Source organism: Streptomyces sp. NPDC050759, assembly GCF_044456945.1.
Taxonomy (GTDB): Bacteria; Actinomycetota; Actinomycetes; order Streptomycetales; family Streptomycetaceae; genus Streptomyces.
The window spans coordinates 422453-448174 of sequence record NZ_JBITGI010000008.1 but is presented as its reverse complement, the minus strand read 5'-3'; the positions used below and the strand labels follow the sequence as shown (position 1 = coordinate 448174).

General features: G+C 70.4%; 20 protein-coding genes and 2 pseudogenes. 6 read left to right on the top strand and 16 right to left on the bottom strand.

The features are described from left to right. The 3 genes and pseudogenes from ACIBJB_RS25450 to ACIBJB_RS25440 form a co-directional block, all read left to right on the top strand. A pseudogene (locus ACIBJB_RS25450) lies at positions 1 to 139 on the top strand (formyl-CoA transferase); the annotation flags it as partial. Positions 140 to 313: 174 nt separating this feature from the next. After that, the gene (locus tag ACIBJB_RS25445; RefSeq protein ID WP_398933412.1) at positions 314 to 1705 is read left to right on the top strand and encodes an OFA family MFS transporter; all 1392 of its coding nucleotides are present in this window, start codon (positions 314 to 316) and stop codon (positions 1703 to 1705) included. 1 nt (position 1706) lies between these two features. Continuing rightward, entirely contained in the window at positions 1707 to 3122 is a 1416-nt protein-coding gene (locus ACIBJB_RS25440) for an OFA family MFS transporter (RefSeq protein WP_398933410.1), read from the top strand. A gap of 321 nt (positions 3123 to 3443) precedes the next feature. Here the strand turns inward: ACIBJB_RS25440 and ACIBJB_RS25435 are convergent, their stop codons facing one another. Continuing rightward, the gene (locus ACIBJB_RS25435; RefSeq protein ID WP_398933427.1) at positions 3444 to 4118 is read right to left on the bottom strand and encodes a GntR family transcriptional regulator; all 675 of its coding nucleotides are present in this window, start codon (positions 4116 to 4118) and stop codon (positions 3444 to 3446) included. Positions 4119 to 4359: 241 nt separating this feature from the next. Between ACIBJB_RS25435 and ACIBJB_RS25430 the strand changes: the two genes are divergently transcribed. The 3 genes and pseudogenes from ACIBJB_RS25430 to ACIBJB_RS25420 all read left to right on the top strand — a co-directional run. After that, on the top strand, positions 4360 to 5331 hold the full coding sequence (locus ACIBJB_RS25430) for a 2-dehydropantoate 2-reductase (RefSeq protein WP_398933409.1): 972 nt from the start codon (positions 4360 to 4362) through the stop codon (positions 5329 to 5331). Then, positions 5328 to 6149 carry a molybdopterin dinucleotide binding domain-containing protein gene (locus ACIBJB_RS25425; RefSeq protein WP_398933408.1) on the top strand — a complete coding sequence of 274 codons (822 nt, stop codon included), beginning with the start codon at positions 5328 to 5330 and terminating at the stop codon, positions 6147 to 6149. Before ACIBJB_RS25430 ends, ACIBJB_RS25425 begins: the two co-directional genes overlap by 4 nt. An 18-nt stretch (positions 6150 to 6167) precedes the next feature. Next, positions 6168 to 6377 (top strand): annotated as a pseudogene (locus ACIBJB_RS25420) (sulfurtransferase FdhD); the annotation flags it as partial. 152 nt (positions 6378 to 6529) lie between these two features. Here ACIBJB_RS25420 and ACIBJB_RS25415 read toward each other — a convergent pair. From ACIBJB_RS25415 to ACIBJB_RS25345, 15 genes are all read right to left on the bottom strand, one after another. Further along, positions 6530 to 7570 carry a sugar phosphate isomerase/epimerase family protein gene (locus tag ACIBJB_RS25415; RefSeq protein WP_398933407.1) on the bottom strand — a complete coding sequence of 347 codons (1041 nt, stop codon included), beginning with the start codon at positions 7568 to 7570 and terminating at the stop codon, positions 6530 to 6532. A 102-nt stretch (positions 7571 to 7672) separates the two neighbouring features. Continuing rightward, positions 7673 to 9070 (bottom strand): nucleotide pyrophosphatase/phosphodiesterase family protein, encoded by a 1398-nt coding sequence (locus ACIBJB_RS25410; protein WP_398933406.1) that lies wholly within the window; start codon positions 9068 to 9070, stop codon positions 7673 to 7675. Next, positions 9067 to 10236 (bottom strand): metabolite traffic protein EboE, encoded by a 1170-nt coding sequence (gene eboE, locus ACIBJB_RS25405; RefSeq protein WP_398933405.1) that lies wholly within the window; start codon positions 10234 to 10236, stop codon positions 9067 to 9069. The genes ACIBJB_RS25410 and eboE overlap by 4 nt, the downstream gene beginning before the upstream one ends. A 3-nt stretch (positions 10237 to 10239) precedes the next feature. Beyond that, on the bottom strand, positions 10240 to 11088 hold the full coding sequence (locus ACIBJB_RS25400; protein ID WP_398933404.1) for a TatD family hydrolase: 849 nt from the start codon (positions 11086 to 11088) through the stop codon (positions 10240 to 10242). Next, positions 11088 to 11822, bottom strand: a complete 735-nt coding sequence (locus tag ACIBJB_RS25395) for an EboA domain-containing protein (protein WP_398933403.1) — start codon at positions 11820 to 11822, stop codon at positions 11088 to 11090. The genes ACIBJB_RS25400 and ACIBJB_RS25395 overlap by 1 nt, the downstream gene beginning before the upstream one ends. Continuing rightward, a complete protein-coding gene (locus ACIBJB_RS25390) occupies positions 11819 to 12727 on the bottom strand; it encodes a sugar phosphate isomerase/epimerase family protein (protein WP_398933426.1) in 909 nt (302 codons plus the stop codon). Before ACIBJB_RS25390 ends, ACIBJB_RS25395 begins: the two co-directional genes overlap by 4 nt. Positions 12728 to 12927: 200 nt before the next feature. Next, positions 12928 to 14379, bottom strand: coding sequence for a UbiA family prenyltransferase (locus ACIBJB_RS25385; RefSeq protein ID WP_398933402.1), 1452 nt, complete (start codon positions 14377 to 14379; stop codon positions 12928 to 12930). Continuing rightward, entirely contained in the window at positions 14373 to 15653 is a 1281-nt protein-coding gene (locus tag ACIBJB_RS25380; protein WP_398933401.1) for an inositol-3-phosphate synthase, read from the bottom strand. Before ACIBJB_RS25380 ends, ACIBJB_RS25385 begins: the two co-directional genes overlap by 7 nt. A gap of 109 nt (positions 15654 to 15762) precedes the next feature. Further along, positions 15763 to 17133, bottom strand: a complete 1371-nt coding sequence (locus ACIBJB_RS25375; RefSeq protein WP_398933400.1) for a ThuA domain-containing protein — start codon at positions 17131 to 17133, stop codon at positions 15763 to 15765. Positions 17134 to 17147: 14 nt separating this feature from the next. Next, positions 17148 to 19655, bottom strand: a complete 2508-nt coding sequence (locus ACIBJB_RS25370; protein WP_398933425.1) for a PQQ-dependent sugar dehydrogenase — start codon at positions 19653 to 19655, stop codon at positions 17148 to 17150. Between the two features lie 83 nt (positions 19656 to 19738). After that, complete coding sequence (locus ACIBJB_RS25365) at positions 19739 to 20737, bottom strand: sugar phosphate isomerase/epimerase family protein (RefSeq protein WP_398933399.1); 999 nt, start codon at positions 20735 to 20737, stop codon at positions 19739 to 19741. A gap of 15 nt (positions 20738 to 20752) precedes the next feature. Then, positions 20753 to 21955, bottom strand: a complete 1203-nt coding sequence (locus tag ACIBJB_RS25360; protein ID WP_398933398.1) for a Gfo/Idh/MocA family protein — start codon at positions 21953 to 21955, stop codon at positions 20753 to 20755. Positions 21956 to 22113: 158 nt separating this feature from the next. Then, positions 22114 to 23166, bottom strand: a complete 1053-nt coding sequence (locus tag ACIBJB_RS25355; protein WP_311715775.1) for a substrate-binding domain-containing protein — start codon at positions 23164 to 23166, stop codon at positions 22114 to 22116. 17 nt (positions 23167 to 23183) lie between these two features. Then, complete coding sequence (locus ACIBJB_RS25350; protein WP_057616217.1) at positions 23184 to 24203, bottom strand: ABC transporter permease; 1020 nt, start codon at positions 24201 to 24203, stop codon at positions 23184 to 23186. Further along, positions 24200 to 25717, bottom strand: coding sequence for a sugar ABC transporter ATP-binding protein (locus tag ACIBJB_RS25345; RefSeq protein ID WP_398933397.1), 1518 nt, complete (start codon positions 25715 to 25717; stop codon positions 24200 to 24202). Before ACIBJB_RS25345 ends, ACIBJB_RS25350 begins: the two co-directional genes overlap by 4 nt. Between the last annotated feature and the right edge of the window lie 5 nt (positions 25718 to 25722).

Below are 25722 nucleotides of genomic sequence, written 5' to 3'. Positions count from 1 at the left end.
CCCCCTCAAACTCTCCGACTCCCCCACCACCATCACCACCCCACCCCTCCTCGGCCAGCACAACGAAGAGATCTACATCGGCGAACTCGGACTCGGTGACGAGGAGTTGCGTCTGCTCGGGTCGGGCGGGGTGATCTGACGTGGTGAACCGGAGCCACATCCCGGAGCCCTTGGGCGGTGGTCCATGACGTGAACGAGCACGGGGTCCGGCGGCGGTGCGCGTCGGTGGACCCCGGGGATCCGTGCGCGCACGAAAGGCATTTGGACAGGGGGCGCTGGCCAGATCTTTCGACGCAAGGAGTGCTTGAAGACTATGACAACCGTCGATTACTCGTCGTCCGCCGCCTTCAGGGAGGTGACGGACCGCAACGGTCGCGTGTACCGGATCGGTGAGACCGATCGGCACATCATGGGACGGCCACGATGGACCATGGTGCTTTTCCCGTGGATGGGCATGCTGGGCATCAGTTCCTCGGAGTACGCGTTCACGTCGGCCGAGGACACACTGCACGAGGCGCATCTGTGGAGCAGTGGGCACATCTTCTGGCTGATGGGCGTCTGGGTGTTCTTCCAGGCGGCCGTGGCCTTCCCGGCCGGGCAGTTGCGGGAGAGCGGAAAGCTCCCGGCGCGCTACGCGATGATGCTCGGCGCGCTGGGCACCGTCCTCGGCTACATCTCGCTCGCGTTCGCGCCGAACGTGATCGTGGCCTACCTCGGCTTCGGTGTGTGCAGCGGTATCGGCGCCGGTCTTGTCTACGCGACCTGCGTGAACATGGTCGGCAAGTGGTTCCCGGAGCGCAAGGGCGGCAAGACCGGCATGGTCAACGGCGGTTTCGCCTATGGCTCGGTGCCCTTCGTCTTCCTGTTCACCTCGTACATGGACCTGAGCAACTACCGGGGCGTTCTGGTGACGGTGGGCCTCGTGTGCTGCTCGGTGGTGGCGTTCGCGGGCTGGTTCTTCAAGGACCCGCCGAAGAACTGGTGGCCGCCGCACGTCGACCCGCTCAGGCAGACCGACGACCCGAAGATCCGGCGGGCGCTGGAGAAGAACCCGCCGGCCGTCAAGCAGTACACCCCGAAGGAAGCGGCGCGGACGCCCGTCCTGTGGATGATGTGGTTCTGCCTGCTGTGCACGGCCGGGATCAACATCTTCGGCATCGCCTTCCAGGTGCCGTTCGGCAAGGACATGGGCTTCGCGGGCGGGATCGTGGCCACGGCGATGTCGCTGAAGGCGATCGTCAACGGCACCGGGCGGGGTGTGATCGGCTGGATCTCCGACAAGTTCGGCCGTCGTAACACGCTGATCATCGTGTGTCTGGTGCTGGGCACCGCGCAGTTCGGGGTGCTGGTCTCCGGCCAGATGGGCAGCATGCCGTTCTTCCTCTTCTGCTCCATGGTCTCCGGCTTCGGCGGCGGCGCGATCTTCCCGCTGTTCGCCGCGATGACGGCCGACTACTTCGGTGAGAACAACAACGCCTCCAACTACGGCATGGTCTACAGCTCGAAGCTCATCTCGGGGCTCGTGGGCTCCGGTGTCGGCTCGATCGTGGTCGGCGCCTGGGACTACCAGGGCGCGTTCGTCCTGGCCGGCTCGATCGGCCTGGCGTCCGCCGTCCTCGCGCTGTTCCTGAAGGCGCCCGGCAGGCCCCAGACCAGCCGTCGGACCGTACCCAACCCGCAACCGCTCGGCGAGGAAATGGCCTGACATGACGGCAGATCCGTACGCAGCACGCAGCGAGACCGACAAGACCGCACACTCCACCGCCGCACAACGTCCCTACCGAGAAGTGACCGACGCCAACGGCCGCGTCTACCGCATCGGCGAGACCGACCGTGACATCCTCGGCCACTCGCGCAAACTCATGGTGTATCTGCCCTGGATCACCATGATGGCCATCAGCGTCTTCGAGTACGCGTACGGCTCGGCCGAGGACACCCTGTCCCACGCCCACGGCTGGACGCAGAGCAACACCTTCTGGATCCTCAGTGTCTGGGTCTTCTTCCAGGCCGGCATCGCGTTCCCGGCGGGCTGGCTGCGGGAGAAAGGCATCCTGACCGCCCGCAAGGCCATGTACACCGGCTCGGGCATGTGTCTGGTCGGGTTCCTCGCCCTGTCGCACCTCGACAACGTGCTGCTGGCGATCCTGGGATTCGGCGTCATCGGAGGTATCGGCGCCGGACTGGTCTACGCGACCTGCATCAACATGGTCGGCAAATGGTTCCCCGAACGCCGGGGAGCGAAGACCGGGTTCGTCAACGGCGGTTTCGCGTACGGATCACTGCCCTTCATCTTCATCTTCAACTACGGCTTCGACACCGCGAACTACCACCGCGTGCTGGACCTCATCGGCTGCTACATCCTGATCGTGGTCGTCGGGTGCGCGTTCTTCTTCAAGGACCCGCCGAAGAACTGGTGGCCCGCGGACATCGACCCGCTCACCCACGGGGGCAGCGAGAAGGGGGGCGGCGTTCTCGCCAAGAACCCGCCGGCGGTACGGCAGTACACGCCGAAGGAGGCCGTCAGGACCGGCATGCTTCCCCTCATGTGGGTGGCCCTCGTGATGACCGCGGGGGTGTCGATCTTCGGGATCTCCTTCCAGGTCGACTATGCCAAGGAGGTGGGTTTCGGCCCGCTGGTGGCGGCCTCCTCGATGGGTGTCATGGCGGTCATCAACGGCGTCGGGCGCGGGGTGGTGGGCTGGCTGTCCGACAAGTGGGGCCGTAAGTCCACGCTGGTGTTCGTGATCGTCGTGCTGGGTCTCGCCCAGTTCGGAGTGATCTGGGCGGGCGACATCAGGAGCGAGTCGCTGTTCCTGGTCTTCGCGTTCCTCTCCGGGTTCGGCGGCGGCGCGTTCTACCCGCTGTTCGCGGCGCTGACGCCCGACTACTTCGGGGAGAACTTCAACGCCTCCAACTACGGGCTGGTGTACAGCGGCAAGCTGATCAGCGGCCTGTTCGGCGGCGGCCTCGGCTCCATGGTCGTCGCGGCCTGGGGCTACGACGGGGCGTACGCCCTGGCCGGCGCCACCTCGATGGTCGCGGCGGCGATCACCCTGCTGCTACGGCAGCCGGGACGGCCCCGGAGCGGCACCCCGGCACCGCGGCCACAAGCCGCGGTCTGAGCAGGCCAGTTCGGACGGATCAGGCGGCCCTCCGCCTCGGCGCTCGCCGGGGAAGGGCCGCCTGATCCGACGGTTCGGTGCTTACGGCCCACCAGCGACCCATCAGCGGCCCATCAGCGGCCCATCAGCGGCCCAGAGGTACAACGGTCCGGACGCGAGGCAGTGCCCGCAACCACGAAACCCGCCGCCCCGCTCCATCCGCCTCGACGCATGGCTCAGCGCGCCGCCCCGCCCTATCGGCCTCTACGCGCAGCCGGAGCCGGGGGCGGTGGGCCCGCGGCGGCGGGATGGTCTCTCGCGGCCGCGGACACGCTCGGGGGGCTACTTCTCGCGGTCGTGGTACATCTTCCGCGTGTGTTCGGTGTGTTGCCGCATGACCGTGGTGGCGCGCTGCTCGTCGCGGTCGGCGATCGCCGCGATCAGTTCACGGTGTTCGATCCAGGACTGGCGGCCACGCTGCCGGGCGATCGGCGTGTAGTACCAGCGCACCCGGCGATCCACCTGCCCCGCCAGCTCCGACAGGACCGCATTGCCCGCCAACTCCATGACCGTCGCATGGAAACGCGCGTTCAAGGCCACCGCGGCATCCACATCGTCCGCGGCCACCGCGCTCTCCCCCTGCGCACACAGCTCCTCCAGCACCGCGATACCGGCACTGCCCGCGTTCGCCGCCGCCAACCGCGCCGCCTCCGCCTCCAACAACGTCCGCACCGTAAGAAGCTGATCAGCCTCCTCATCCGTCGGCTCATGCACGAACGCACCCTGAGCAGGCCGCAGATCCACCCACCCCTCGGTGTTCAACCGCTGCAAAGCCTCACGCACCGGCTGCCGCGACACCCCCAGATGCCCCGCCAACTCACTCTCCACCAAATGCTGACCCGGCTGCAAAGCACGCGTCGTGATCAACTCCAACAACGCCCCATACACACGATCACGCAGCGGACCAGGACGCTCCAGCCTGGGCACCGTCCCGTACGGCAGTCCTGTCGTCGGCAACATCGCGGTCCCTCCCGTACAGCGTCGTCGCTGCAGCTGAGAGCCAAGTATGAATTGGTTTTCGCCTACAGTCTACGGCGCACAACCGCCGTGCGCCCAGGCGGCACACAGGCGTAGCAGCAGCTCAACGGGCTTGGTGACGTCACGACCCTTGCTGAGCACTCGCTCCATCCTGTAGACAATATCCAGTCGACAAAGTCGGCAGTTCCTCGGTCACCCTCACCGAACGGAGCTTCCACCCATGAAAGTCGCCATCCTCGGCGCCGGAGCCATCGGTGCCTACGTCGGCGCGGCACTCCACCGCGCCGGCGCCGACGTCCACCTCATCGCCCGCGGTCCGCATCTGGCGGCCATGCGGCAACGCGGTGTCCAAGTCCTCAGTGGTCGCGGTGACTTCACCGCTCACGCCCATGCCACCGACGACCCGGCCGAGATCGGCCCGGTCGACTACGTCTTCCTCGGTCTGAAGGCCAACTCGTACGCGGCGTGCGGGCCGCTGATCGAGCCCCTTCTCACCGACACCACCGCGGTCATCGCGGCCCAGAACGGCATCCCCTGGTGGTACTTCCACCGGCACGGCGGCCCTCATGACGGCCACCGCATCGAAAGTGTCGACCCGGGCGGTGCGGTCAGTGCGGTGCTCGCGCCCTCCCGGGCCATCGGGTGTGTCGTCTACGCGGCGACCGAGCTCGAAGGGCCAGGTGTGGTACGGCACTTGGAAGGCACCCGGTTCTCCATCGGGGAGCCCGACCGCAGCCTCTCACCCCGGTGCCAGACCTTCAGCGAGGCCATGCAGGCCGGCGGGCTCAAGTGCCCGGTCGAGCCGAACCTCCGGGACGACATCTGGCTCAAGCTGCTGGGCAACATCTCCTTCAACCCGATCAGCGCGCTGGCCCGTGCCACCATGCGCCAGATGTGCCTGCACGGCGGTACCCGCAAGGTCATCGAGACCATGATGGCCGAGACTCTCGCGGTCGCCGAGGCCCTCGGCTGCACCGTCGGTGTCTCCATCGAACGCCGCCTCGCCGGCGCCGAACGGGTCGGCGACCATCGCACCTCCACGCTCCAGGACCTGGAGCGCGGCAAGCCCCTGGAACTCGACGTCCTCCTCACCGCGGTCATCGAGCTGGCGGAGATCACCGGCGTGGACGTGCCCACGCTCCGCACCGTCCACGCGCTCTCCGACCTCCTCGCGATCCGGTCCGCCGCATGACGGGACTGGGCACCCACGCCATCGGGTCGGGACCTCGGATCCGGCCGAACGCCGGATCCGAGGTCCCGATGGTCCATGCGATCGGCCGGGAGATCATCCGGGCGGGCCTGGCCGACCGGGAGTTCATCGATCGTGCGACCCAGGGCTTCGAGGAGTACAGACGACTCGTCGAGCCGTGGACGGTGTCGCTCGCGGTGAAGGTGACGGGCGTACCGGCCGCTGTCATACGGGAGTTGGCGCAGGCCTGCGCGCGGGGCGAGCCGTTGCGGGCGTTCGACGGCACCGAGCCGTGGGGCGAGCCGTTCCGGGCGTCCGACGGCACCGAGCACGAGGAGGACCGCGCGCTGATCAACCTGTCACTTCTCACCGGCCGCGGTCCCACCGACAGAGAGCGGCGTGCACCTTTCCACCTGGTCCGGCACACCCCTCCCGTGGACCTGACGGACGAGGAGTATCCGGTCAGGCTCACCAAGGGCCGCCGTCCGGACTCGTCCAACGCCCGCCTGCCGCAGGGTGGTTCGGCGTCTTCGTTGCGGCGTGCCGAGTGCGTCGAGCTGAGTCCGGAGGACGCCGAGCGCTACGGCGTGGTCGTCGGCGAGCAGGTGCGGGTCGCCACCCGGCGGGATTCGACGACGGCACCGGTGTGGGTGGATCCGGCGCTGCGGCCCGGTGTGGCGTTCGTGACCGGCCGCTCACCGGGCGGGTTGGCCGCCGACCAGCGTCCCGACAGGGCCAGTTGTCCGATCCCGGGGGCTGTGGAGTTCGAGGCTGCCGCGATTCGGATCGAGAAGATGCCCGTCGTGGCGATACGGAACTGAGGCCGGACATGGGACGAGAGCCTCGACGCGGTGCGTACGACAACCCGCTGGCCCGTCCGCGGCACTCCCCCGGTCCGTGTCGATCCCGACCTGCTCGCGAGCCTCCCCGACCGGCTCCGCGCAGCTCAACGGGTCTTCGAACGGACCGGGGGCCCGCACGCCGCCGCCCTGCAGAACGCGAACCTCCTCCTGCCCCGCGTGATCCTGCTGGTCTCCGGCCGGGCCACTCCATGAACGTGTACGCGGGAGAGGACCGCATCACCCTGCAGGCCGTCGCGGCCGCCCAGGGCTGACGGTCCTCCCCGCTGCACGAACGGCGGGACCCCGACCGGCGGGGAGCGCCCCCTGCGCCGGCGGGGTCCCGCCTCACTCGTGTGCCGTCAGCACTTCTCCCGCAGCGAGTGCAGGTACGCGCTGGAGCGGCGGGCGAACGTGAAGGACTCGGCGGGCTGGTCGTGCTCGGCCTGCCAGTGGTGGGCGAGGCGCTCGCCCTTCAGCCGGGTCACGGCGGAGATGAACTTCTGGTAGTCGATGTCTCCGTCGCCGACGTCGGTCATGCGGTAGCCGTAGGTGTTGGCCGGGTCGCTCACCCCGTCCTTGACGTGGAAGAGCGGGTAACGGTGGGGCTGCCTGAGGACGTAGTTCAGGGGTTCGAAGGGGGCGGGGGTGCCGTCGGGCCGCTGGGAGAAGCGGAACTGTCCCGAGTACGCCCAGAAGATGTCCATCTCCAGGAACACCAGGTCGGGGTCGGTCTCCCTGAGCAGCACGTCGTAGAGACGGACCTTGGGGTTGTCGGTGGCGAAGGAGAACTCCTCCGAGTGGTTGTGCTGGTAGAACTTCATGCCGCGTGCCTTCGCCGCGGCTCCGTAGGTGTTGAACTCCTCGGCGGCGCGCTTCCACGCGTCGACGGTCGAGCCGTAGCGGAACGGTCCCGAGGCGGTGCCGATGTGCTTGAGGCCGAGGGCCTGGGCGTCGTCGAGGACCTTGGTGAGGTTCTGGGCGAACGTGTAGGCGTTCGGATCGTCGGAGTAGTAGCCGACGTGGCTGCCGATCGGGTTCAGGCCGTGGTCGTGTGCCAGCCGCTTGAGCTGCGCGAGGGTGATGGGTCCGGCGGAGCCCTGGGTGTAGCCGGCGAACTCGACCTCGTCGTAGCCGTACTTCTCCAGTTCGGCGAAGACGGGGGCGAAGCCGAGCGTGGAGACCTTGTCGCGGAGGCTGTAGAGCTGGATGCCGAGGCGGCCGGGGGGCAGGACGGGACGGCCGCGGCCGGATGTCTTGTCGGCCGTCTCGGTGGCGGCGGTCGCCGGGGTCGCTGCAGCGCCGAGCAGGGCGGCCGCGGTGGCGCCCGCGGCCACGCCGAGCATGCCTCGTCTGGTGAGGCGGTGGGTGAGTTCGGGGTCAGGCTGGAACATGCGGCTCATGTCTGGGTTCTCCTCGGGGTCAGAGGGCGTTGTCAGTGGTGGGTGCTTCACTGGGGACCAGTCGGAAATGACCGGTCGTCGGGTGCCGTTCTGTCGGGCCGGTCAGCCGAGACCGGCGAGGTGAAGCAGGAGTGACTTCACGTCGGTGGCCGCGATGCGGTCGCCGAGGGTGCGGGGGGTGGAGCAGATGAAGAGCGGACCGTCGTCGTCGCTCTCGGGGAGGCGGCCGTGGCTGCCGCGAATAGGTGACGGGTCGAGGGGCACGACCGCCATGCGATAGCGCAGGCCGAGCTTCTTGCGGGCCAGCGCGGTGGCCGCCTTGACCTTGACGTAGGGGTCGAGCGGGTCCATGAAGAGTTCGACCGGGTCGTAGCCGGGTTTGCGGTGGATCTCGACCAGCTGCGCGAAGTCGGGCGCGCGGTCGTCGTCGAGCCAGTAGTAGTACGTGAACCAGGCGTCCGGCTCCGCCACGGCGACGAGTTCGCCGGAGCGCGGATGGTCGAGGTGGTGGGCCTTCTTGCCCTCGTCGTCGAGGAGTTGCTCGATGCCGGGCAGGCCGTCGAGGGCGGCGCGGGTGGCGTCCAGGTCCTCGGGGCGGCGCACATAGACATGGGCGATCTGGTGGTCGGCGACCGCGAAGGCACGGGACGCCATCGGGTCGAGGTACTCCATGCCGTCCTGTGTGTGCACCTCGAGGAGTCCGGCGCGGCGCAGGGCGCGGTTGATGTCGACGGGGCGGTCCGCGCGGGTGATGCCGTACTCGGAGAGCGCGACGACGGTACGGCCTTCCGCGCGGGCGTCGTCCAGGAGCGGGGCCAGCGCCCTGTCCAGGTCGGCGGCTGCTTTCAGGGAGCGCGGGTCGTCGGGGCCGAAGCGTTGCAGGTCGTAGTCGAGGTGAGGGAGGTAGCAGAGCGTCAGGTCGGGGTGGCGGGTGCCCATGATGTGCCGGGTCGCGTCGATGATCCACTGGCTGGAGACCAGGTCCGCGCCGGGGCCCCAGAAGTGGAAGAGGGGGAAGGTGCCGAGTTTTTCGGTGAGTTCGTCGTGCAGGGCCGGGGGCCGGGTGTAGCAGTCGGGTTCCTTGCGGCCGTCGGCGTAGTAGACCGGGCGGGGGGTGATGGTGAAGTCGGTGTCGGCGCCCATGGCGTACCACCAGCAGATGTTGGCGACCGTGTAGCCGGGGTGGGCGCGGCGGGCGGCGTCCCAGAGCTTGTCGCCGGCGACCAGACCGTTGTGCTGGCGCCACAGGAGTACGTCGCCTAGCTCGCGGAAGTACCAGCCGTTGCCGACGATGCCGTGCTCCGCCGGGTGGGTGCCGGTGAGGAAGGTGGACTGGGCGGCGCAGGTGACGGCGGGCAGCACCGTGCCGAGCGGGGCGTGGGATCCGGACTGGGCGAGTGACTTGAGGTGGGGCATGTGGTGGAGGAGACGAGGAGTGAGGCCTACGACGTCGAGGACGAGAAGAGGGGTGGGTCCCGCCTCTTTGGGCTGGTGGCTCATGGCAGCTCCTTCAGGCCGAGGTCCGTCAGCAGGTCGCGCGCGAGGGTGAGTTCGGCGGCGATGCCGTCGGCGAGCTGGGTGCGGCCGCGGGGGCGCAGTTCGGATGGGAGGGCCTGCCAGGTGTAGGTCTCGACCTCCAGGTGGCGGGTGAGCGGGTGCGGGCCGCCGACGAGCCGGGTCAGGGCGGACTTGAGTACGGGGAGCGTGGAGGTGAGGGGTGCGGCGGGGGCCGCGTGCAGCGGGACGTGGAAGTGGGCGCGCCAGGGTGCCCCGTCGGGCAGGGCGTCGCCCGCGAGGGCCTCGCCGAGGTCGTCGGTGCCGCGGAGGCCGGCGGACGTGCCGGTGCGGGTCTGGTGCAGGAAGCGGGGTTCGTCGAAGGCGGCGAGTGCCTCGCGGACCTCGGGGAGATGGGGGTGTTCGGCGTGCAGGGCGGCGGAGAGCTGGGACTTGACGACGGGGACACGGGCCGCGGTGAGCGCGTCCAGGGCGGTGTGCGGGTCCTCGAAGGAGGTGGCGAGGTGGCAGGTGTCGACGCAGATGCCGATGCGTTCGTGGGCGATCGTGGTCAGCGGTGCGATGGCGTCGCGGGTGGTCTCGACGACGCAGCCGGGTTCGGGTTCGAGGCCGACGCGGATGGAGCGGCCAGTCAGTTCCTGGAGGGCGTCGAGGCGTTCGGCGAGGGTGAGCAGGGCGGTGCGGGCCTTGTCGGCGCTCCCGTCGTCGTAGGCGGTGCGCCAGGCGAGCGGCAGGGTGGAGATGCTGCCCTCGGTGACGTCGTCGGGCAGGAGTCCGGTGAGGACGCGGGCCAGGGCGGTGGTGTGGTCGAGGCGTTCGGGGTCGGTCCAGTCCGGCTTGTAGACGCGGTACTTGACCTCTTCGGCGCCGAAGCCCTCGTAGGGGAAGCCGTTGAGGGTGACGACTTCGAGGCCGCGGCGGTCGAGTTCGCAGCGCAGTTCGCGCAGTGCGGCGGGGTCGCTGACCAGAGCGTGGGCGGCGTCGCGGGCGAGCCACAGGCCGATGCCGAGGCGGTCGCGGCCGAGGCGGCGGCGGACGGGTTCGCAGTGGTCGCGGAGTTGGGCGAGTACGCCGTCGAGGGTCTCGGCCGGATGGACGTTGGTGCAGTAGGCGAGGTGGACGGTGGTGCCGTCGGGGTGGCGGAAGCGCATGGCTCACGCCCCGCCGCGGAGGATGGAGTTGCCCTCGTGGGTGGCTTCGGTGGCCGCGATGTCGAGATTGAGCCGCCCGCTGAGTCCGTAGAAGGCGACGGGGTTGCGCCACAGCACGTGGTCGACGTCGTCCTCGGTGAAGCCCTCGGCGAGCATGAGGTCGGCGACTCTGCGGGTCTTGAGGGGGTCGCTGCGGCCCCAGTCGGCGGCGGAGTTCACCAGGACCTGTTCGGGGCCGTAGGAGCGCAGGATCGCGATCATCCGCTCCTCGTCCATCTTGGTGTCGGGATAGACGGAGAAGCCGAGCCAGCAGCCGCTGTCCTTGGCCTCCTTGACGGTGGTCTCGTTGAGGTGGTCGACCAGAACCCGGTCACACGGCAGGGCGGACTCGCGGACGACGTCGAGGGTGCGGCGCAGCCCTGCGAGCTTGTCGCGGTGCGGGGTGTGGACCAGCGCGGGCAGCTCGTGGTCGGCGGCGAGCTGGAGCTGGGCGGCGAGGGCGGTGTCCTCGGCCGGGGTCATCGAGTCGTAGCCGATCTCGCCGACGGCGACGACCTGGTCCTTGACGAGATACCGGGGCAGCTCGTCGAGGACGGGGACGCAGCGCGGGTCGTTGGCCTCCTTGGGGTTCAGGGCGAGGGTGCAGTGGTGGGCGATGCCGTACTGGGCGGCGCGGAAGGGCTCCCAGCCCAGCAGGGAGTCGAAATAGTCGAGGAAGGAGGCGGGAGAGGTGCGGGGCTGGCCGAGCCAGAAGGACGGTTCGACGACGGCGCGGACGCCGGCGGTGTGCATGGCCTGGTAGTCGTCGGTGGTCCGTGACGTCATGTGGATGTGGGGGTCGAAGATGCGCATCAGGACTCCTTGCCGTGGGGGCCGTCCGCGCTGTTCGGGCCGTGGTCGGCGGCCGGCGCGGGTGGGGTGGCGGTGGGGTCGGTCAGGGTCAGGACGCGGTGCAGGTCCTCGGGCACGGGACGGCCCGCGGCGGTGCGTTCGGTGGCGTAGTCGCCGAGCATGCGGGCGAGTTCGGCGTCCGCGTGGGCCCGTCGGTCCAGGTCCGCCACCTCGGCGACGGGTACCCCGGTGAACAGGCACTTCAGGACGGCGTGGCGCCAGTGGTGGGTGTCGAGGTGGCGGGCGGCGTAGGGGCCGACGGCGGCGGCCAGGAGCCGGGTGTCGTTGGTGCGCAGGGCGTCCTCGACGAGCGGGAGGGCTTCGGGTCCGGACACCAGATGGGGCAGGGCGTGCAGGACGGCACGGCGCTCGGCGGCGGTGCCCTGGGCGTAGACCCGGGTCAGGGCGGCGGTGTCGGCGTGGGCCGCGTGCAGGATCAGGATGCGGACGGCGTCGGCGTGTTCGGGGCCGCAGCGGCGGCCGGCCTCGGCGAGGCGCAACTCCCATACGGAGATGGGGCCGTGGGTGCCGGGGTGGGCGGCGGCCTCGTCGAGGGCCTGGTCGAGCCAGGTGCGGGCGGCTTCGCCGAGGCGTTCGGAGACGTGGCTGTGCAGGTCGTGCAGCGGGGTTCGGGCGAGGGTGGTGCCCTGGGTGTCCGCCGGGGAGGTTGCCTGGTGGGCATGGGAGTGGGTCATGGGGTGCTTCCTTGTGAGAGCGCCACTGCCTGACGGAGGAACGGGAGGGAGAGTTCGGCGAAGTGGGGGCCCGCGTGGGAGTGGCGGGGCAGTTCGACGACCGTCAGGCCCTGGTAGCCGGTGTCGGCCAGGGCGGCCAGGACGGGTGGGAAGTCGATGTCGCCGTCGCCGAAGGGGAGGTGTTCGTGGACGCCCCGGCGCATGTCCTCGATCTGGACGTGGCGCAGCCAGGGGCCCGCGGCGCGTACGCACTCGGCGGGGGACAGGGGTTCGAGGCACTGGCAGTGGCCGATGTCGAGGGTCAGTCCGAGGGCCGCCGGGTCGCCGAGGGTGGTGCGGAGGTGGTGGAAGTCGGCGAGGGTGGCGAGGAGATGGCCTGGTTCGGGCTCGACGGCGAGGGGGATGCCGGCGGTGGTGGCGGTGTCGAGGACGGGGGCGAGTGTCTCGGCCAGCCGCTTCCACGCCGTGTCCGGGTCGGTGCCCGTCGGGGTGACGCCGCTGAAGCAGTGCACGGCGTGCGCGCCGAGGTCGGCGGCGACCTGGACGGCCCGGACCAGCAGGTCGACACGGCGGGCGCGGTCGTCCGGGTCGGGGTCGAGCAGCGAGGGGCCGTGCTTCCGGCGTGGGTCGAGCACATAGCGGGCCCCAGTCTCGATGGTGACGGTCAGTCCGAGCGCGTCCAGGCGGTGCGCGAGGCGGCGGGTGCGGTCGGCCAGGTCGGAGGCGAGGGGGTCCAGATGCATGTGGTCGAGCGTCAGACCGACACCGTCGTAGCCGAGGTCGGCGAGCAGGGTGAGGGCGTCGTCGAGACGAAGGTCGGCGAGACCGTTGGTGCCGTAGCCGAAGCGGAGCGGGGTGGGGCCGGGGGCTGGGGCGGGGTGGGGTGAAGAGAGGAGGGCGGTCATGGTGCCGTTGGGGCCTGGAGCGGGCCGGGGCGGAGCAACGGAGGCAGTCGTGTCGTCGCCGGGGCCGGCGGAGGGCTGAGGCCGGGTAACGGGGGCGGTCATGCCGTCGCCGGGGCCGGCGGAGGGCTGAGGCCGGGTAACGGGGGCGGTCATGTCGTCGCCGGGGTTCGGGATGGGGCCGCGCGGAGAGAGGGGGCCGGTCATGTGACGCTCACCTTCCTCGCGAAGCGTCCGGCCAGGGGGCCGAGGGCGGTGATGAGCAGTGCCGTGGCGGTCGCGCCCTTCGCGCCCGAGCGGGCGGTGAGGGAGGCCTGGAGGGGGATCGTGGCTCGGATGCCGGCGGTGACGGCTCGTTGGGTGAGCGGGGGTGAGGGGTTGAGGGTGGCGTGGAGGTAAGGGCGGGCTGTAGTGGCCGCATAGGCGGCGGCGAGGGCGAGGCGCAGGGCCGCGTGTGTGTCGAGGGGTTCGGAGCCGGAGCCGGTCTGGAGCAGGTGACCACTGGTCTGCCGCAGGGGGCGTGGCAGGCGGGACACCGCTGCGGCGGCCAGGTCAGCAAGGGGCCCCCGGCCCATCAGGCTGCGCGATCCGGTGCCGCGTCGGCTTCCGTCGATCCGGTCCGTCGGGAGCGAACGCTGTCGGATCACCGTCCGCGTCAGTGCGGCGGTCGCGGCGAGCGCTGCGAAGGGGGCCAGGGGTGAGCCGCCCTGGGCTTCGCGGCGGGACACGGTGGTGACGGCGAGAGTGTGGGCGCCGAGCAGTGCGGCGGAGGGCAGGGCCCGGCGGATGCTGTGTACGGCGCCGGGAACGGTTGCCGCACCCGAGGCCGACCGAGGTTCGTCGGCGACGGCCGTGGCCCACGCGCGGCACGCACCGTCCTTCCGGCCCGCACCGTCCACTCCTGCCCTCGGAGCGAAGACACCTGCGTCCTCCACCCGGGCCTTCCGGGCCGACGTACCCGTGACAACCCGCCGGTCCTCCTCACCCTTGGGGTATGCGGCAAAGTCGTGGCCTGCACGACCCGCACCGCCCCCGCGAACCCCGTCGTCCACCGCGCTCCTCCGGCCCCCGGCGCCGGCCCCCGCTGTCGCCGCCGCGCCGAGCAGCAGGTCCAGCCCTCGTGCCGTCGCCATGGCGAACGGTCCTGCCGGGGTGTTCTTCAGAGCGAGGTCGTACGCCCAGACCGTGGCCGCGAGTGGGGCCGCGACCGTCAGGGCGGGGCGGCCCGCGCAGGCCGCCAGGGTGAGGCCCGCGCCGGTGAGGGCGCAGGCCGCGCCGAGGGCTGCCGCGGGGCGGATACGGCCGGAAGGGAGGGGCCGGTGAGGGCGTTCCACAGCGTCCACGTCGCGGTCGGCCCAGTCGTTGAGGGCCATGCCGGCCTCGTAGAGACAGACGGAGGAGGCGATCGCGAGGAGAGTCCGGGCACTGGGGCGTGCGGAGACTGCCGCCGCTCCGGCGAGGGCATCGCCGGGGACGGTGAACAGGGCGGGCAGGCGCAGGAGTTCGGCCCAGGCGCGGGCGCGGGCGCGGGCGCGGTCAGGGCGGCTGCGGTGCGTACGCGGGGGCGGGGTGGGGGTCGCCGTCGTCCCGCCCGCGCCCCCGCCTCCCGACTTGGACAGGCCCTCCGGCGCCGCGGCCCTGCTCGCCCTCACCACCGCTCCCCCGAACGATCGCCCGGCTCGCCGGCAGCGCCACCACGGTCCGAACTCGAGGCGCCCCCGGCACCGCCATCGCCCCCGCCACCCCCGCCGTCCGCACCCTCCGCGACCGGACCGTCGGCAAAGTCACCGCCCCGCTGCCCGCCCCCGGGGCGCTCTTCCCGCAGCCGCTCCGCGAACCCCACCAGCCGCGCGTGCTGTTCCCCCAGCCCCGAGGGTCCCTGCCCCACCGGGTCCTTGAAGTAGAAGCCCAGTTCGCTCAGCGGGCCGGACAGCCCCCTCTCGTGCGCGCGAGCGGTCAGACGGGCCAGGTCGAGTACGAGAGGTGCGGCCAGGGAGGAGTCGCAGCCCTGCCAGGTGGTCTGGAGGACCATGCGGGTGCCGAGGAAGCCGTCGAAGGCGATGTGGTCCCAGGCGGTCTTCCAGTCGCCGAGGGTGGGGACGTCGTCGATGTGGACCTCGCCCTCCGGGGTGGTGCCGAGGGTGTCGGCCAGGACGCGCTCCTTGCCGGCGTTCTTCGCCGCGGCCGCCGACGGGTCGGCGAGGGAGGCTCCGTCGCCGCCGCCAAGGAGATTGGTGCCGGACCAGGCCCTGACCGTCAGGGCGCGTTGGGTGAACATCGGGCCCAGGACGGACCGGAGCAGGGTCTGACCGGTCTTGCCGTCGCGGCCCGCGAACGGCAGGCCCAAGGACTCGGCCTGCCGCCTCAGCGACGGGTGGTGCAGGCCCGTCGAGGGGGTGAAGTTGACATACGGGCAGCCCGCGCGCAGGGCTGCCGCCGCGTACAGGGAGCTCGGAGGCAGGGCGTCGCCGGTGGGCGCGGGTTCGGTGGAGGCGACGTTCACCACGACCGCGCGCGTCAGCCGACACCGTCGTACGAAGGACTGCATGTCGGCGGCGAAGGCGGCGATCAGGTCATCCTCGGACCTCGTGTCGCCGGGGAGGGGGCCGCCGGGCCTGATCTCCCGTTCCGCGGCGGCGAGTTCGGCGCTCACCGCGGTCGGCAGGCCGTGGGGCAGGACGCCGCCCGCCGCCAGGGCCTCCGCCCGTTTGGGCAGGGGGCAGTCCACCGTGTCGTGGCCGCCGAAGACCAGTGAGGACAAGGCGGGCAGGCCGCTTCCGGTGAAGGGTGGAGTCTCGGTGAGCAGGCCCGTCGGTGGGTGCAGGCCCGCGGTCATGGCGGCACATCCCGCGACGACCGTCGTGGCGACGGAACCGCGGGCCCCGATCAGCCAGACGCCGACGCGCGGTAGGGAATCGGACGCGGACATGGCAGCCTCCTTGCCGAGCACATGGGTGCGCAGACCCTGCGACGAAGAGATGGACGACGAAGGGGTGAAGACGGCGGGCGGGAGTCCGGCGTCCCCCGCCCGCCGCCGCTCAATCGCCCTGCGAAGCCACCGGCGTGGCCTTCGCGGGCAGTTCCTTGATCCGGATGTCGCGGAACGACACCTGGTCGTCGGCTCCGTGGTTCTGGATGCCGACATGCCCGTCACGCAGGCTGCGGGCCGGATCGGTGTTGGTGAAATCGTTGATCTTCACGCCGTTGAGCCAGACGCGGAGGCGTTCGCCCTCCACGCGGATCTCGTACGTGTTCCACTCCCCCGGCGGGTTCAGCGCACGGTCGCGCTTGTTCAGGTCGGCGGAGCGGAAGCCGTAGACGGACCCTGTCGTCTTCTCGGGCACGTCGGTGGCGTCGATCTGGATCTCGTAGCCGTTGTCGACGGCGGACCAGGGGTCGTCCGAGGGCGGGAAGCCCACGAACACACCGGAGTTGTCGTCACCGGAAGCGCTCGCCATCTTCCAGTCGAGCTTCAGGGAGTACGCCCCGAAGCCCTGCCCGGAACCGGCGTACCAGAGCATCCCCATACCGCCGGACGAGGTGAGCGTGCCGTCGTCGGACCGGGTGAAGGAGCCCGGACCCGCCTGTTTCCAGTCGTCCAGCGACTCGGCCGTGCCGTCGAAGAGCGGACGGTAGCCGTTCTCCGGCCGGCAGTCGGCCTGGGCGTCGCCGATCGCATACCGGATTCCGCCCAGCACATGGCCGCGGAACGCCGGATCCGCGTACGACTCCTTCGTGTGGCCGAGGCCGGTGTAGAAGGCACGGCCGCCCTGGTAGTCCTGGCACCAGGCGATCGGATGGTCGCCGTTCATGGTGCCGCCGGTGTACGACGACTCGTCGAGCGAGGCGAGGACGTGGGCCCGATCACGGGGATTGGAGCGGTAGTTGTACCACTCGTCGGTCCGGTTCCATGTCGGAGGCAGCCCCGACATGGACGGGTGGGCCCGGTCCTCGGCCACCACCGTGGCCGGCTGGATCGCCGGGTGCGACTGGAAGTAGGCGCCGGCGAGGCCGCCGTAGAACGCCCAGTCGTACTCGGTGTCGGCGGCCGCGTGGATACCGACGTATCCGCCGCCGTTGCGGATGTAGCCCTCGAAGGCCCGCTGCTGGGCGGGGTCGAGGACGTCTCCGGTGGTGGAGAGGAACACGACCGCGTCGTAACGGCGCAGGTTTTTCGGGGTGAACGCGTTCGCGTCCTCGGTGGCGTCGACCGTGAAGCCGCCGGTCTCACCGAGCTGCTTCACCGCGGCGACACCGTCGGGGATGGAGTCGTGCCGGAAGCCGGCCGTCTTGGAGAAGACCAGCACCCGTTCGGCGTCCGCGGAGTGCGACGCGGCGGGTTCGGACACGCAGCCGAGGAGCAGGGCGGCTCCCACAACCGCCGTCGTCCATCGTCCAGTTGTGTTCATACGTGCTCCTCCTCTCAGCCGGTCGTGAAGGTGAAGTCGTCCACGTCGAACAGGGCGCCGGTGCCGCTCCCCTTGAAGACCAGGTAGAGCGTGGTGGTGCCCCTGGGTGCGCGGGACAGGTTGGCGGTGACGTCCTGGAAGGTCTCCCAGCCGCCGGTCACCGGGACGGTCGCCTTGCCGAGCAGGGTGCCGGTCGCGGACCCCGCGCGGATCTCCAGCGTGCCGCCGGTACCACCGGAGGACACCCTCGCCGAGACGGACTTGGCGTTGCTCAGGACGTACGGCGTGAAGGAGATCCAGTCGCCGTTGTTGATGTCGCCGACCGTGTTGCCGCCGTGTGCCGTGTCCTTGGCGATGACCGAGACGCCGGAGCCGGTGCCGAAGTGCTCGGCCTGGCGGTGCCTGGGCTGCAGGACGCTCTGGTCGTGGGTGGTCAGCGGGGCCTGGCCGCCGCCACCGTTGTCGGTGTACTCGGCGTCCATCACGCCGAAGATGTTGGCGTCCTCGTCGTGACCGCCGTCGGCGCTGGTCTGGATGGTGCCGGTGCACCCGTTGGCGGAGGTCACGGGGTGGCCGTGGCTGTCGTGGCCGAGGACGAAGGTGACCTTGACCTTGGTGCAGTCGATGGTCTTGCCGTCCTCGGGGTCACTCACGCGCACCTTGAACGGGATCGCGTCACCGAAGCTGAACAGCTGGCCGTCCTGTGGGAGTTCGAGCGTCACCTTGGGTGCGGTGTTGCCGACGACGATCTGCACGCTCGCACTGCCGGTGCGGCCGCTCGCGTCCTTCGCGGTCAGGGTCGCCGTGTAGGTGCCGTTCTTCTTGTACGTGTGGGCCGGGTTCGCCGCCGTGGACGTGGAGCCGTCGCCGAAGTCCCAGCTGTACGTGAGGGCGTCGCCGTCCTGGTCACTGGTGCCCTCGGAGGAGAACCGCACCCGCAGGGGCGCCTGTCCGGAGGTACGGTCGGCCGCTGCCTGGGCGACCGGTGAGTGGCCGTCGGTGGCGTTCTCGATGCGGTACAGGGCGGAGTTCTCGTCGCCGCCGAACCAGGAGACGCCGTAGTCGAGGACGTACAGCGCGCCGTCGGGACCGAAGGCCATGTCCATCACCTGGGTGCCGGTCCAGGGAATGTCGTTGATCGACTGGACGGTACCGGCGGAGTCACTGGTGATCCGCTTGATCCAGCGGCGGCCGAACTCCCCGGCGAAGAAGTCGCCGTCGTAGGCCTCGGGGAACTTCACGGGTGAGTCGAGCGCGGGGTCGTAGTGGTAGACCGGGCCGCCCATCGGGGACTCGGAGCCGGTGCCGAACTCCGGTACCGATCCGTTGTCGTAGGGGATCCAGGCGGCCTGCGCCGGGGGAAGGTCGGTGAGGCCGGTGTTGTGCGGGGAGGTGTTCTTCGGCGCGGCGCAGTCGAAGGCGGCGCCCGAGGTGCCGGTCGCGAAGTCGTAGTCCACGTAGGCGTCGTTGGCGCCCGTGCAGTACGGCCAGCCGAAGTTGCCGGGGCCGGTCACGCGCGCGAACTCGACCTGGCCGGCGGGGCCTCGGGCCGGGTCCGCGGCGCCCGCGTCGGGGCCGTAGTCGCCGACGTAGACGATCCCGGTCTGCTTGTCGACGCTGAAGCGGAACGGGTTGCGGAAGCCCATGGCGTAGATCTCGGGCCGCGTCTTGTCCGTGCCGGGCGCGAAGAGGTTGCCGTCGGGGATGGCGTAGGAGCCATCGGCGTTGACCTTGATGCGCAGGATCTTGCCGCGCAGGTCGTTGGTGTTGCCGGCGGTGCGCTGGGCGTCGAAGGCGGGGTTGCGGTTGGCGCGTTCGTCGATGGGCGTGAACCCGTCGGACTGGAAGGGGTTGGAGTCGTCGCCCGTCGACAGGTAGAGGTTGCCGGCCGCGTCGAAGTCGATGTCGCCGCCGACGTGGCAGCAGATGCCGCGGGTGGCGGGGATGTCGATGATCTTCGTCTCGCTGGCGGCGTCGAGGGTGCCGTCCGTCTTCAGGACGAACCGGGAGAGCCGGTTGACGCCGTCGAAGGGCGCGAAGTCGGCCGCGGTGCCGGTCTCGGGGGCGTCGCCCGCCGGGGTGTTCAACGGGGGCGCGTAGTACAGGTAGATGAAGCGGTTGGTGGTGAACTGCGGGTCCACGCCGACGCCTTGGAGGCCTTCCTCGTCGTGGGAGTAGACGTCGAGCTTGCCGGCGAGCCGGGTGGTTCCGGCCGCGTCGGTGATGCGGAGTTCGCCGTCCCGGGAAGTGTGCAGGACCGAGCGGTCCGGGAGGACGGCGAGCGACATGGGCTCCCCGACCTCCGGCTCGCCCTTGGCGAGGGTGACCTGCTGGAAGTCCTCGGCGGCGGCCTGAGCGGCTCCCGGCTCGGCGACGGCTGCGCCGGCCTGGGGAGCGGCGAGGGTGAGGGAGGCGCCGGCCAGCAGGAAGCCGGTGAGCAGGGCCGCCGCTCTGCGCCAGGGGGCGCGTCGTCTGTGGGTCTCGATTCTGTCGGTTGGGGTGGTGCGGTCTTTCCCGTGCACGGATGCCTCCAGAAAGGGGCCGGTCGTACGGGTGGGTGCGGGTACGCCGGGATGCGCCGTCATCCCGGGGAGTGAAAAGGAGTTCAGTTGCCGAACGCCGCGTCGAACGAAGCCGACGGCGGCTCGAAGTCGTACGCCTTCAGTCGGTTCAGTGCCTCGGGTGCGCCCTGGAGCCGGTCCATGCCGGCGTCCTCCCACTCGACCGAGATGGGGCCCTGGTAGTCGATGGAGCGCAGCATGCGGAAGACGTCCTCCCAGGGGACGTCGCCGTGCCCGGCGGAGACGAAGTCCCAGCCGCGTCGCGGGTCGCCCCAGGGCAGGTGGGAGCCGAGGCGGCCGTTGCGGCCGTCGAGGCGTTTGCGGGCTTCCTTGCAGTCGACGTGGTAGATCCGGTCGCGGAAGTCCCACAGGAAGCCGACCGGGTCGAGGTCCTGCCACACGAAGTGGGAGGGGTCGAAGTTGAGGCCGAAGGCCGGCCGCCCGCCAACCGCCTCGACCGCGCGCTGTGTTGTCCAGTAGTCGTAGGCGATCTCGCTGGGGTGGACCTCGTGGGCGAACCGCACGCCCTCCGCGTCGAAGACGTCGAGGATGGGGTTCCAGCGCTCGGCGAAGTCCTCGTAGCCGCGGTCGATCATCGACTCGGGGGCGGGCGGGAACATGGCGACCAGGTGCCAGATGGCGGAGCCGGTGAAGCCGATGACGGTGTCGACGCCGAAGGCGCGTGCGGCCCGCGCGGTGTCCTTCATCCGGTTCGCGGCCCGCTGCCGGACCCCTTCCGGGTCGCCGTCGGCCCACACCTCGCCCGGCAGGATGGCCTGGTGGCGTTCGTCGATGATGGCGTCGCAGACGGCCTGGCCGACCAGGTGGTTGGAGATGGCCCAGCACTTGAGGCCGTACTTGTCGAGCAGCGCGTGCCGGGAGTCCAGGTACGACGGGTCGGCGAGCGCTTTGTCGACCTCGAAGTGGTCGCCCCAGCAGGCGAGTTCGAGTCCGTCGTAGCCGAAGTCGCGGGCGAGGCGGCAGACCTCTTCGAGGGGGAGGTCGGCCCACTGGCCGGTGAAGAGCGTGAACTGACGCGGCATCTTTTCGGAGCCTCCTCAGACGGCTATCGGGGTGTAGACGGAGTTCTTCTCGGCGCTCTCCTCCACGGCCGCGAGCACCCGCTGGACCTGGAGCCCGTCGGCGAAGGAGGGTTCGGGGCGGCGGCCCTCGGCGATCGCGTGGACGAGGTCGCGGGCCTGGTGGGTGAAGGTGTGCTCGTAGCCGAGGCCGTGGCCGGGCGGCCACCAGGCGTCCAGGTAGGGGTGGTCGGGCTCGGTGACGAGGATGCGGCGGAAACCGGCGTGCGCCGCGGGTTCCCTGGCGTCGTGGTAGGAGAGTTCGTTGAGGCGTTCCAGGTCGAAGGCCAACGAGCCGCGTTCGCCGTTGAGTTCGATGCGCAGGGCGTTCTTGCGGCCGGTGGCGTAGCGGGTGGCCTCGAAGGAGGCGAGGGCGCCGGAGGTGAAGCGGCCGGTGAACAGGGCCGCGTCGTCCACGGTGACCTGGCCGGTGCCGGTCCCGGAGACGGCGGACAGGCCTGTGACGGCGCCGCCGGTCAGCGGGCGTTCCCGTACGAAGGTCTCGGTCAGCGCGGAGACTCCGGCCAGGTGCTCTCCCGCCAGGTACTGGGCGAGGTCGACGATGTGCGCGCCCAGGTCGCCGAGCGAGCCGGATCCTGCCTGTTCCCGGCGCAGCCGCCAGGTCAGGGGGAACTCCGGGTCCACGAGCCAGTCCTGGAGGTAGGACACCCGGACGTGCCGGAGAGTGCCGAGCCGCCCTTCCGCCACCATCCTGCGGGCCAGCGCGGTGGCGGGAACCCGGCGGTAGTTGAAGCCGACCATCGCGAACTGCCCCCGGCCGAAGGCCTCTTCGGCGGCCCGGGTCATCACCTGGGCCTCCTCGACGGTGTTGGCGAGGGGCTTTTCGCACAGCACGTGCTTGCCCGCGGCGAGCGCGGCGACGGCGATCTCGGCATGGCTGTCGCCGGGGGTGCAGATGTCGACGAGGTCGACGTCGTCCCGCTCGATCAGGGCCCGCCAGTCGGTCTCGGCGGCCGCCCAGCCGTGCCGGTCGGCTGCCCGGCGCACGGCGTCCGCGTCCCGTCCGCAGATCGCGGCGAGCACCGGGCGGCGGGGCAGGTCGAAGACGCGTCCGACGGTCCGCCAGCCCTGGGAGTGGGCGGCGCCCATGAAGGCGTAGCCGATCATGCCGACCCGGAGCGGCGGCACCTCGGCCTCTTCTGACTGCTGCGGCTGTGCCATGCGCGATGTCCTCCTCGTCGTCGTGGCGCGGTGGGGGGTGCAGCCCGGTCCGTCGACGAACCGGGCTCCTGGGGCCTGCCGTTCGGATCGGCCGGGGCGGGGCGCACCGCTGTTCGCGGCCGGTCCGGTCGGTAAGTCAGGCCCCGGCTCGGGACGCCTCACTTGAAGCCGGTGGACATGTACTGGTCGACGTTGGTCTTGTCGACGACGGCCGAGTAGAGGGTGAGCGAGGCCGGGATCTCGAACTCGGAGAGCCCGCTGATGCCCTTGGACTGGCCGAGGGCGCGGGCGAGGTCGATCGCGGAGGCGGCCATGGTCGGCGGGTAGAGGACGGTCGCCTTGAGGACGCCGTTGTCCTGCTTGATGGCCTGGAAGGCGGACAGGGCGCCCGCGCCGCCGACCATCAGGAAGTCGTCGCGGCCGGCCTGGTCGATGGCGCGCAGCGCGCCCACGCCCTGGTCGTCGTCGTGGTTCCACAGCGCGTCGAAGCTCGACTGGGCCTGCAGGAGCTGGGCCATCTTGGCCTGTCCGGACTCCACCGTGAACTCGGCGGCCTGGCGGGCCACCTTCCTGACGTTCGGGTAGTTCTTCAGGGCGTCGTCGAAGCCCTTGGTGCGCTGCTTGGTGAGTTCCAGGTTGTCGAGTCCGGCCAGTTCTATGACCTTGGCGTTCGACTTTCCCTTGAGCTTCTCGCCGATGTAGTGGCCGGCGTTGAGGCCCATGCCGTAGTTGTCGCCGCCTATCCAACAGCGGTACGCCTGCGGGGTGTTGAAGATGCGGTCGAGGTTGACGACCGGGATCCCGGCGCGCATCGCCTTGAGACCGACCTGGGTGAGGGCCTTGCCGTCGGCGGGCAGCACCACCAGGACGTCGACCTTCTTGTTGATCAGGGTCTCTATCTGGCCGATCTGCTGGGCGGTGTCGTTGGAGCCCTCGGTGATCTCCAGGGTGACGTCGGAGTACTTCTTGGCCCGGTTCTTGGCGTTGTCGTTGATGGCGTTGAGCCAGCCGTGGTCGGCCTGCGGTCCGGCGAAGCCGATGGTGACGGGCTTGCCGGACGACTCGGCGGCGGCCGGCTGGTCGTTCGCGGCAGGTTCGTCGTCGCTGGAGTCGTTGCTGGTGCAACCCGCGAGGAGGGCACCGGCCCCGACGGCGGCGGTCCCGAAGAGCAGTCCTCTGCGACTGGTGAAGCGGCTCGTGTGCTGTGGCATGGCGGTGAACCCTTTCCTCAGGTCGTGCTTGCGGTACGGCGCTGGACCAGCACGGCGGCGACGATGATCGCGCCCTTGGCGATCTGCTGGACGTCGCTCTGCAGGTTGTTCAGGGCGAAGATGTTGGTGATCGTGGTGAAGATCAGGACGCCGAGCACGGAGCCGGTGATGGTGCCGCGGCCCCCGCTGAGCAGGGTTCCGCCGATGATCGCGGCGGCGATGGCGTCGAGCTCGTAGAGGTTGCCGTTGGTGTTCTGGCCGGATCCGGACAGGATGATCAGCAGGAAGGCGGCGATGCCGCAGCACAGTCCGGACAGCAGGTAGAGATAGAGGCGCTGGCGGCGGACGTCGATGCCGGCGAGCCGGGCGGCCTCGGCGTTGCCGCCGACGGCGACCGTGCGGCGGCCGAAGGTGGTGCGGTTCAGCACCAGCCAGCCGATGATCGTCACGACCGCGAAGACCAGGACCAGCGGAGGGATGCCGAGGACATACGCGTCGCGCTCTCCGAGATCCAGCACGCTGTTGATCGAGACGATCTGCGTCCTGCCGTCGGTGATCTGCAGGGCGAGTCCACGGGCCGAGGCGAGCATGGCGAGCGTGGCGATGAACGGGACCATTCCGCCGTACGCGATGAGCAGCCCGTTGACCAGGCCGCAGCCGACTCCGACGATCACCGCGGTGAAGAGGATGCCCGCGAAGCCGTACTCCTGGGTGGCGACGGTGGTGGCCCACACCGAGGCGAGGGCGACGATCGCACCGACCGACAGGTCGATGCCTCCGGAGGTGATGACGAAGGTCATGCCGACGGTGACGACACCGATCACCGAGGCCTGGGTGAGGACGAGTTGGAGGTTGCGGGTGTCGAGGAACTCGTCGGGCTTGGTGATGCCGCCGATGAGGATCAGTACGGCGAGCACACCGAGGAGGGAGAGGGTGCGGACGTCGGCGCGGGCGAACACCCCGCGCCACGCGAACGATTCGCTCGCCGGAGGCACTTTGTCGGCGCTCCCCCTGGGCGGGGACACATGTTGCGTCATGACGCCGGGCTTCCTTCCATGACGAGGTCGAGTACACGGTGTTCGTCGAGCTCACGGGCGGGCGCGGTATGCACGACGCGGCCCTCGCGGAGCACCAGGACGCGGTCGGCGAGGCCGAGCACCTCGGGGACCTCGCTGGAGACCAGCAGCACGGCCAGGCCTTCGTCGGCCAGTCGCCGGACGACCGCGTACAGCTCGGCGCGGGCGCCGACGTCGACGCCCCGGGTGGGTTCGTCGAGCAGCAGGACCCGGCAGCCGCGCAGCAGCCAGCGGGCCAGGACCGCTTTTTGTTGGTTGCCGCCGGACAGGGTGCGGATCGGCACGGAGGGGTTGTCGGGCCGCAGGGACAGTTCGCGGGTCGCGGCCCGGGCCGCGCCGAGTTCGGCGCCCCGGTCGATCCAGCCGGCCCGGGAGAAGCGGGACATGGAGGAGACGGAGACGTTGCGGGTGACCGACTCCAGCATCAGCAGGGCCTGCGCCTTGCGTTCCTCGGGGGCCAGTCCGATCCCGGCGCGGACGGCGGCTCGGACACTTCCCGGCTTCAACGCCTTGCCGTCCACGAGGACTTGCCCGGTGGTGGGCTTCCGGGCGCCGTAGACCGTCTCCAGGATCTCGGAGCGTCCCGAGCCGACGAGTCCGGCGAGGCCGACGATCTCTCCGGGGTGGATCACGAGGTCGAGGGACTCGAACTCGCCTTGTCGGGCAAGGCCCTTGACCTCCAGAACCGGCGAACCGCCAGGTCCCGACACAGGCCGCTCGGGGAAGACGTACTCGACGTTGCGGCCCGTCATCAGCGCGACGACCTCTCGCGTCGGCGTCGATTTCGCGGGCAGTCCGACCGCGACGGCCCGGCCGTCCTTGAGGACCGTCACCCGGTCCCCGATCCGACGGATCTCCTCCAGGCGGTGGGAGATGTAGACGACGGCGACGCCCTCGGCGGTGAGGTCGCCGACGATCCGGAAGAGGTTGTCGACCTCGTCCGGGTCGAGGGCGGCGGACGGTTCGTCCATCACGATCAGCCGTACGTCGTGGGAGAGGGCCCGCGCCATGGACACGATCTGCTGCTGTGCCGCCGACAACTCCCCGACCAGGCGTGCCGGATCGATCTCCGGGTGCCCGAGTCGTCGGAGCAGGGCGGCTGTCGACTGACGGGCCGCCTTGCCCCGTACGACGAATCCCGCCGCCGTGGGTTCGTGGCCGAGGTGGACGTTCTCGGCCACGGACAGGTGCTCCACCAGGTCGAGTTCCTGGTAGATGGTGGCGATGCCGAGGCGCATGGCGGCGATCGGCGAGCGGAGCGTGACCTCCTCGCCGCGCCAGCGCAGGCGGCCGGTGTCGGGCTGGTGGGCGCCGGCCAGGACCTTGATGAGGGTGGACTTCCCGGCCCCGTTCTGGCCGAGCAGACAGTGCACTTCGCCGGCCTGGACTTCGAGGTCGACGCCGTCGAGGGCCCGGACTCCGGGGAACGACTTGGTGATGCCGGACATGCTGAGCAGCGGTGGTTCTGGTGCCATGAGGT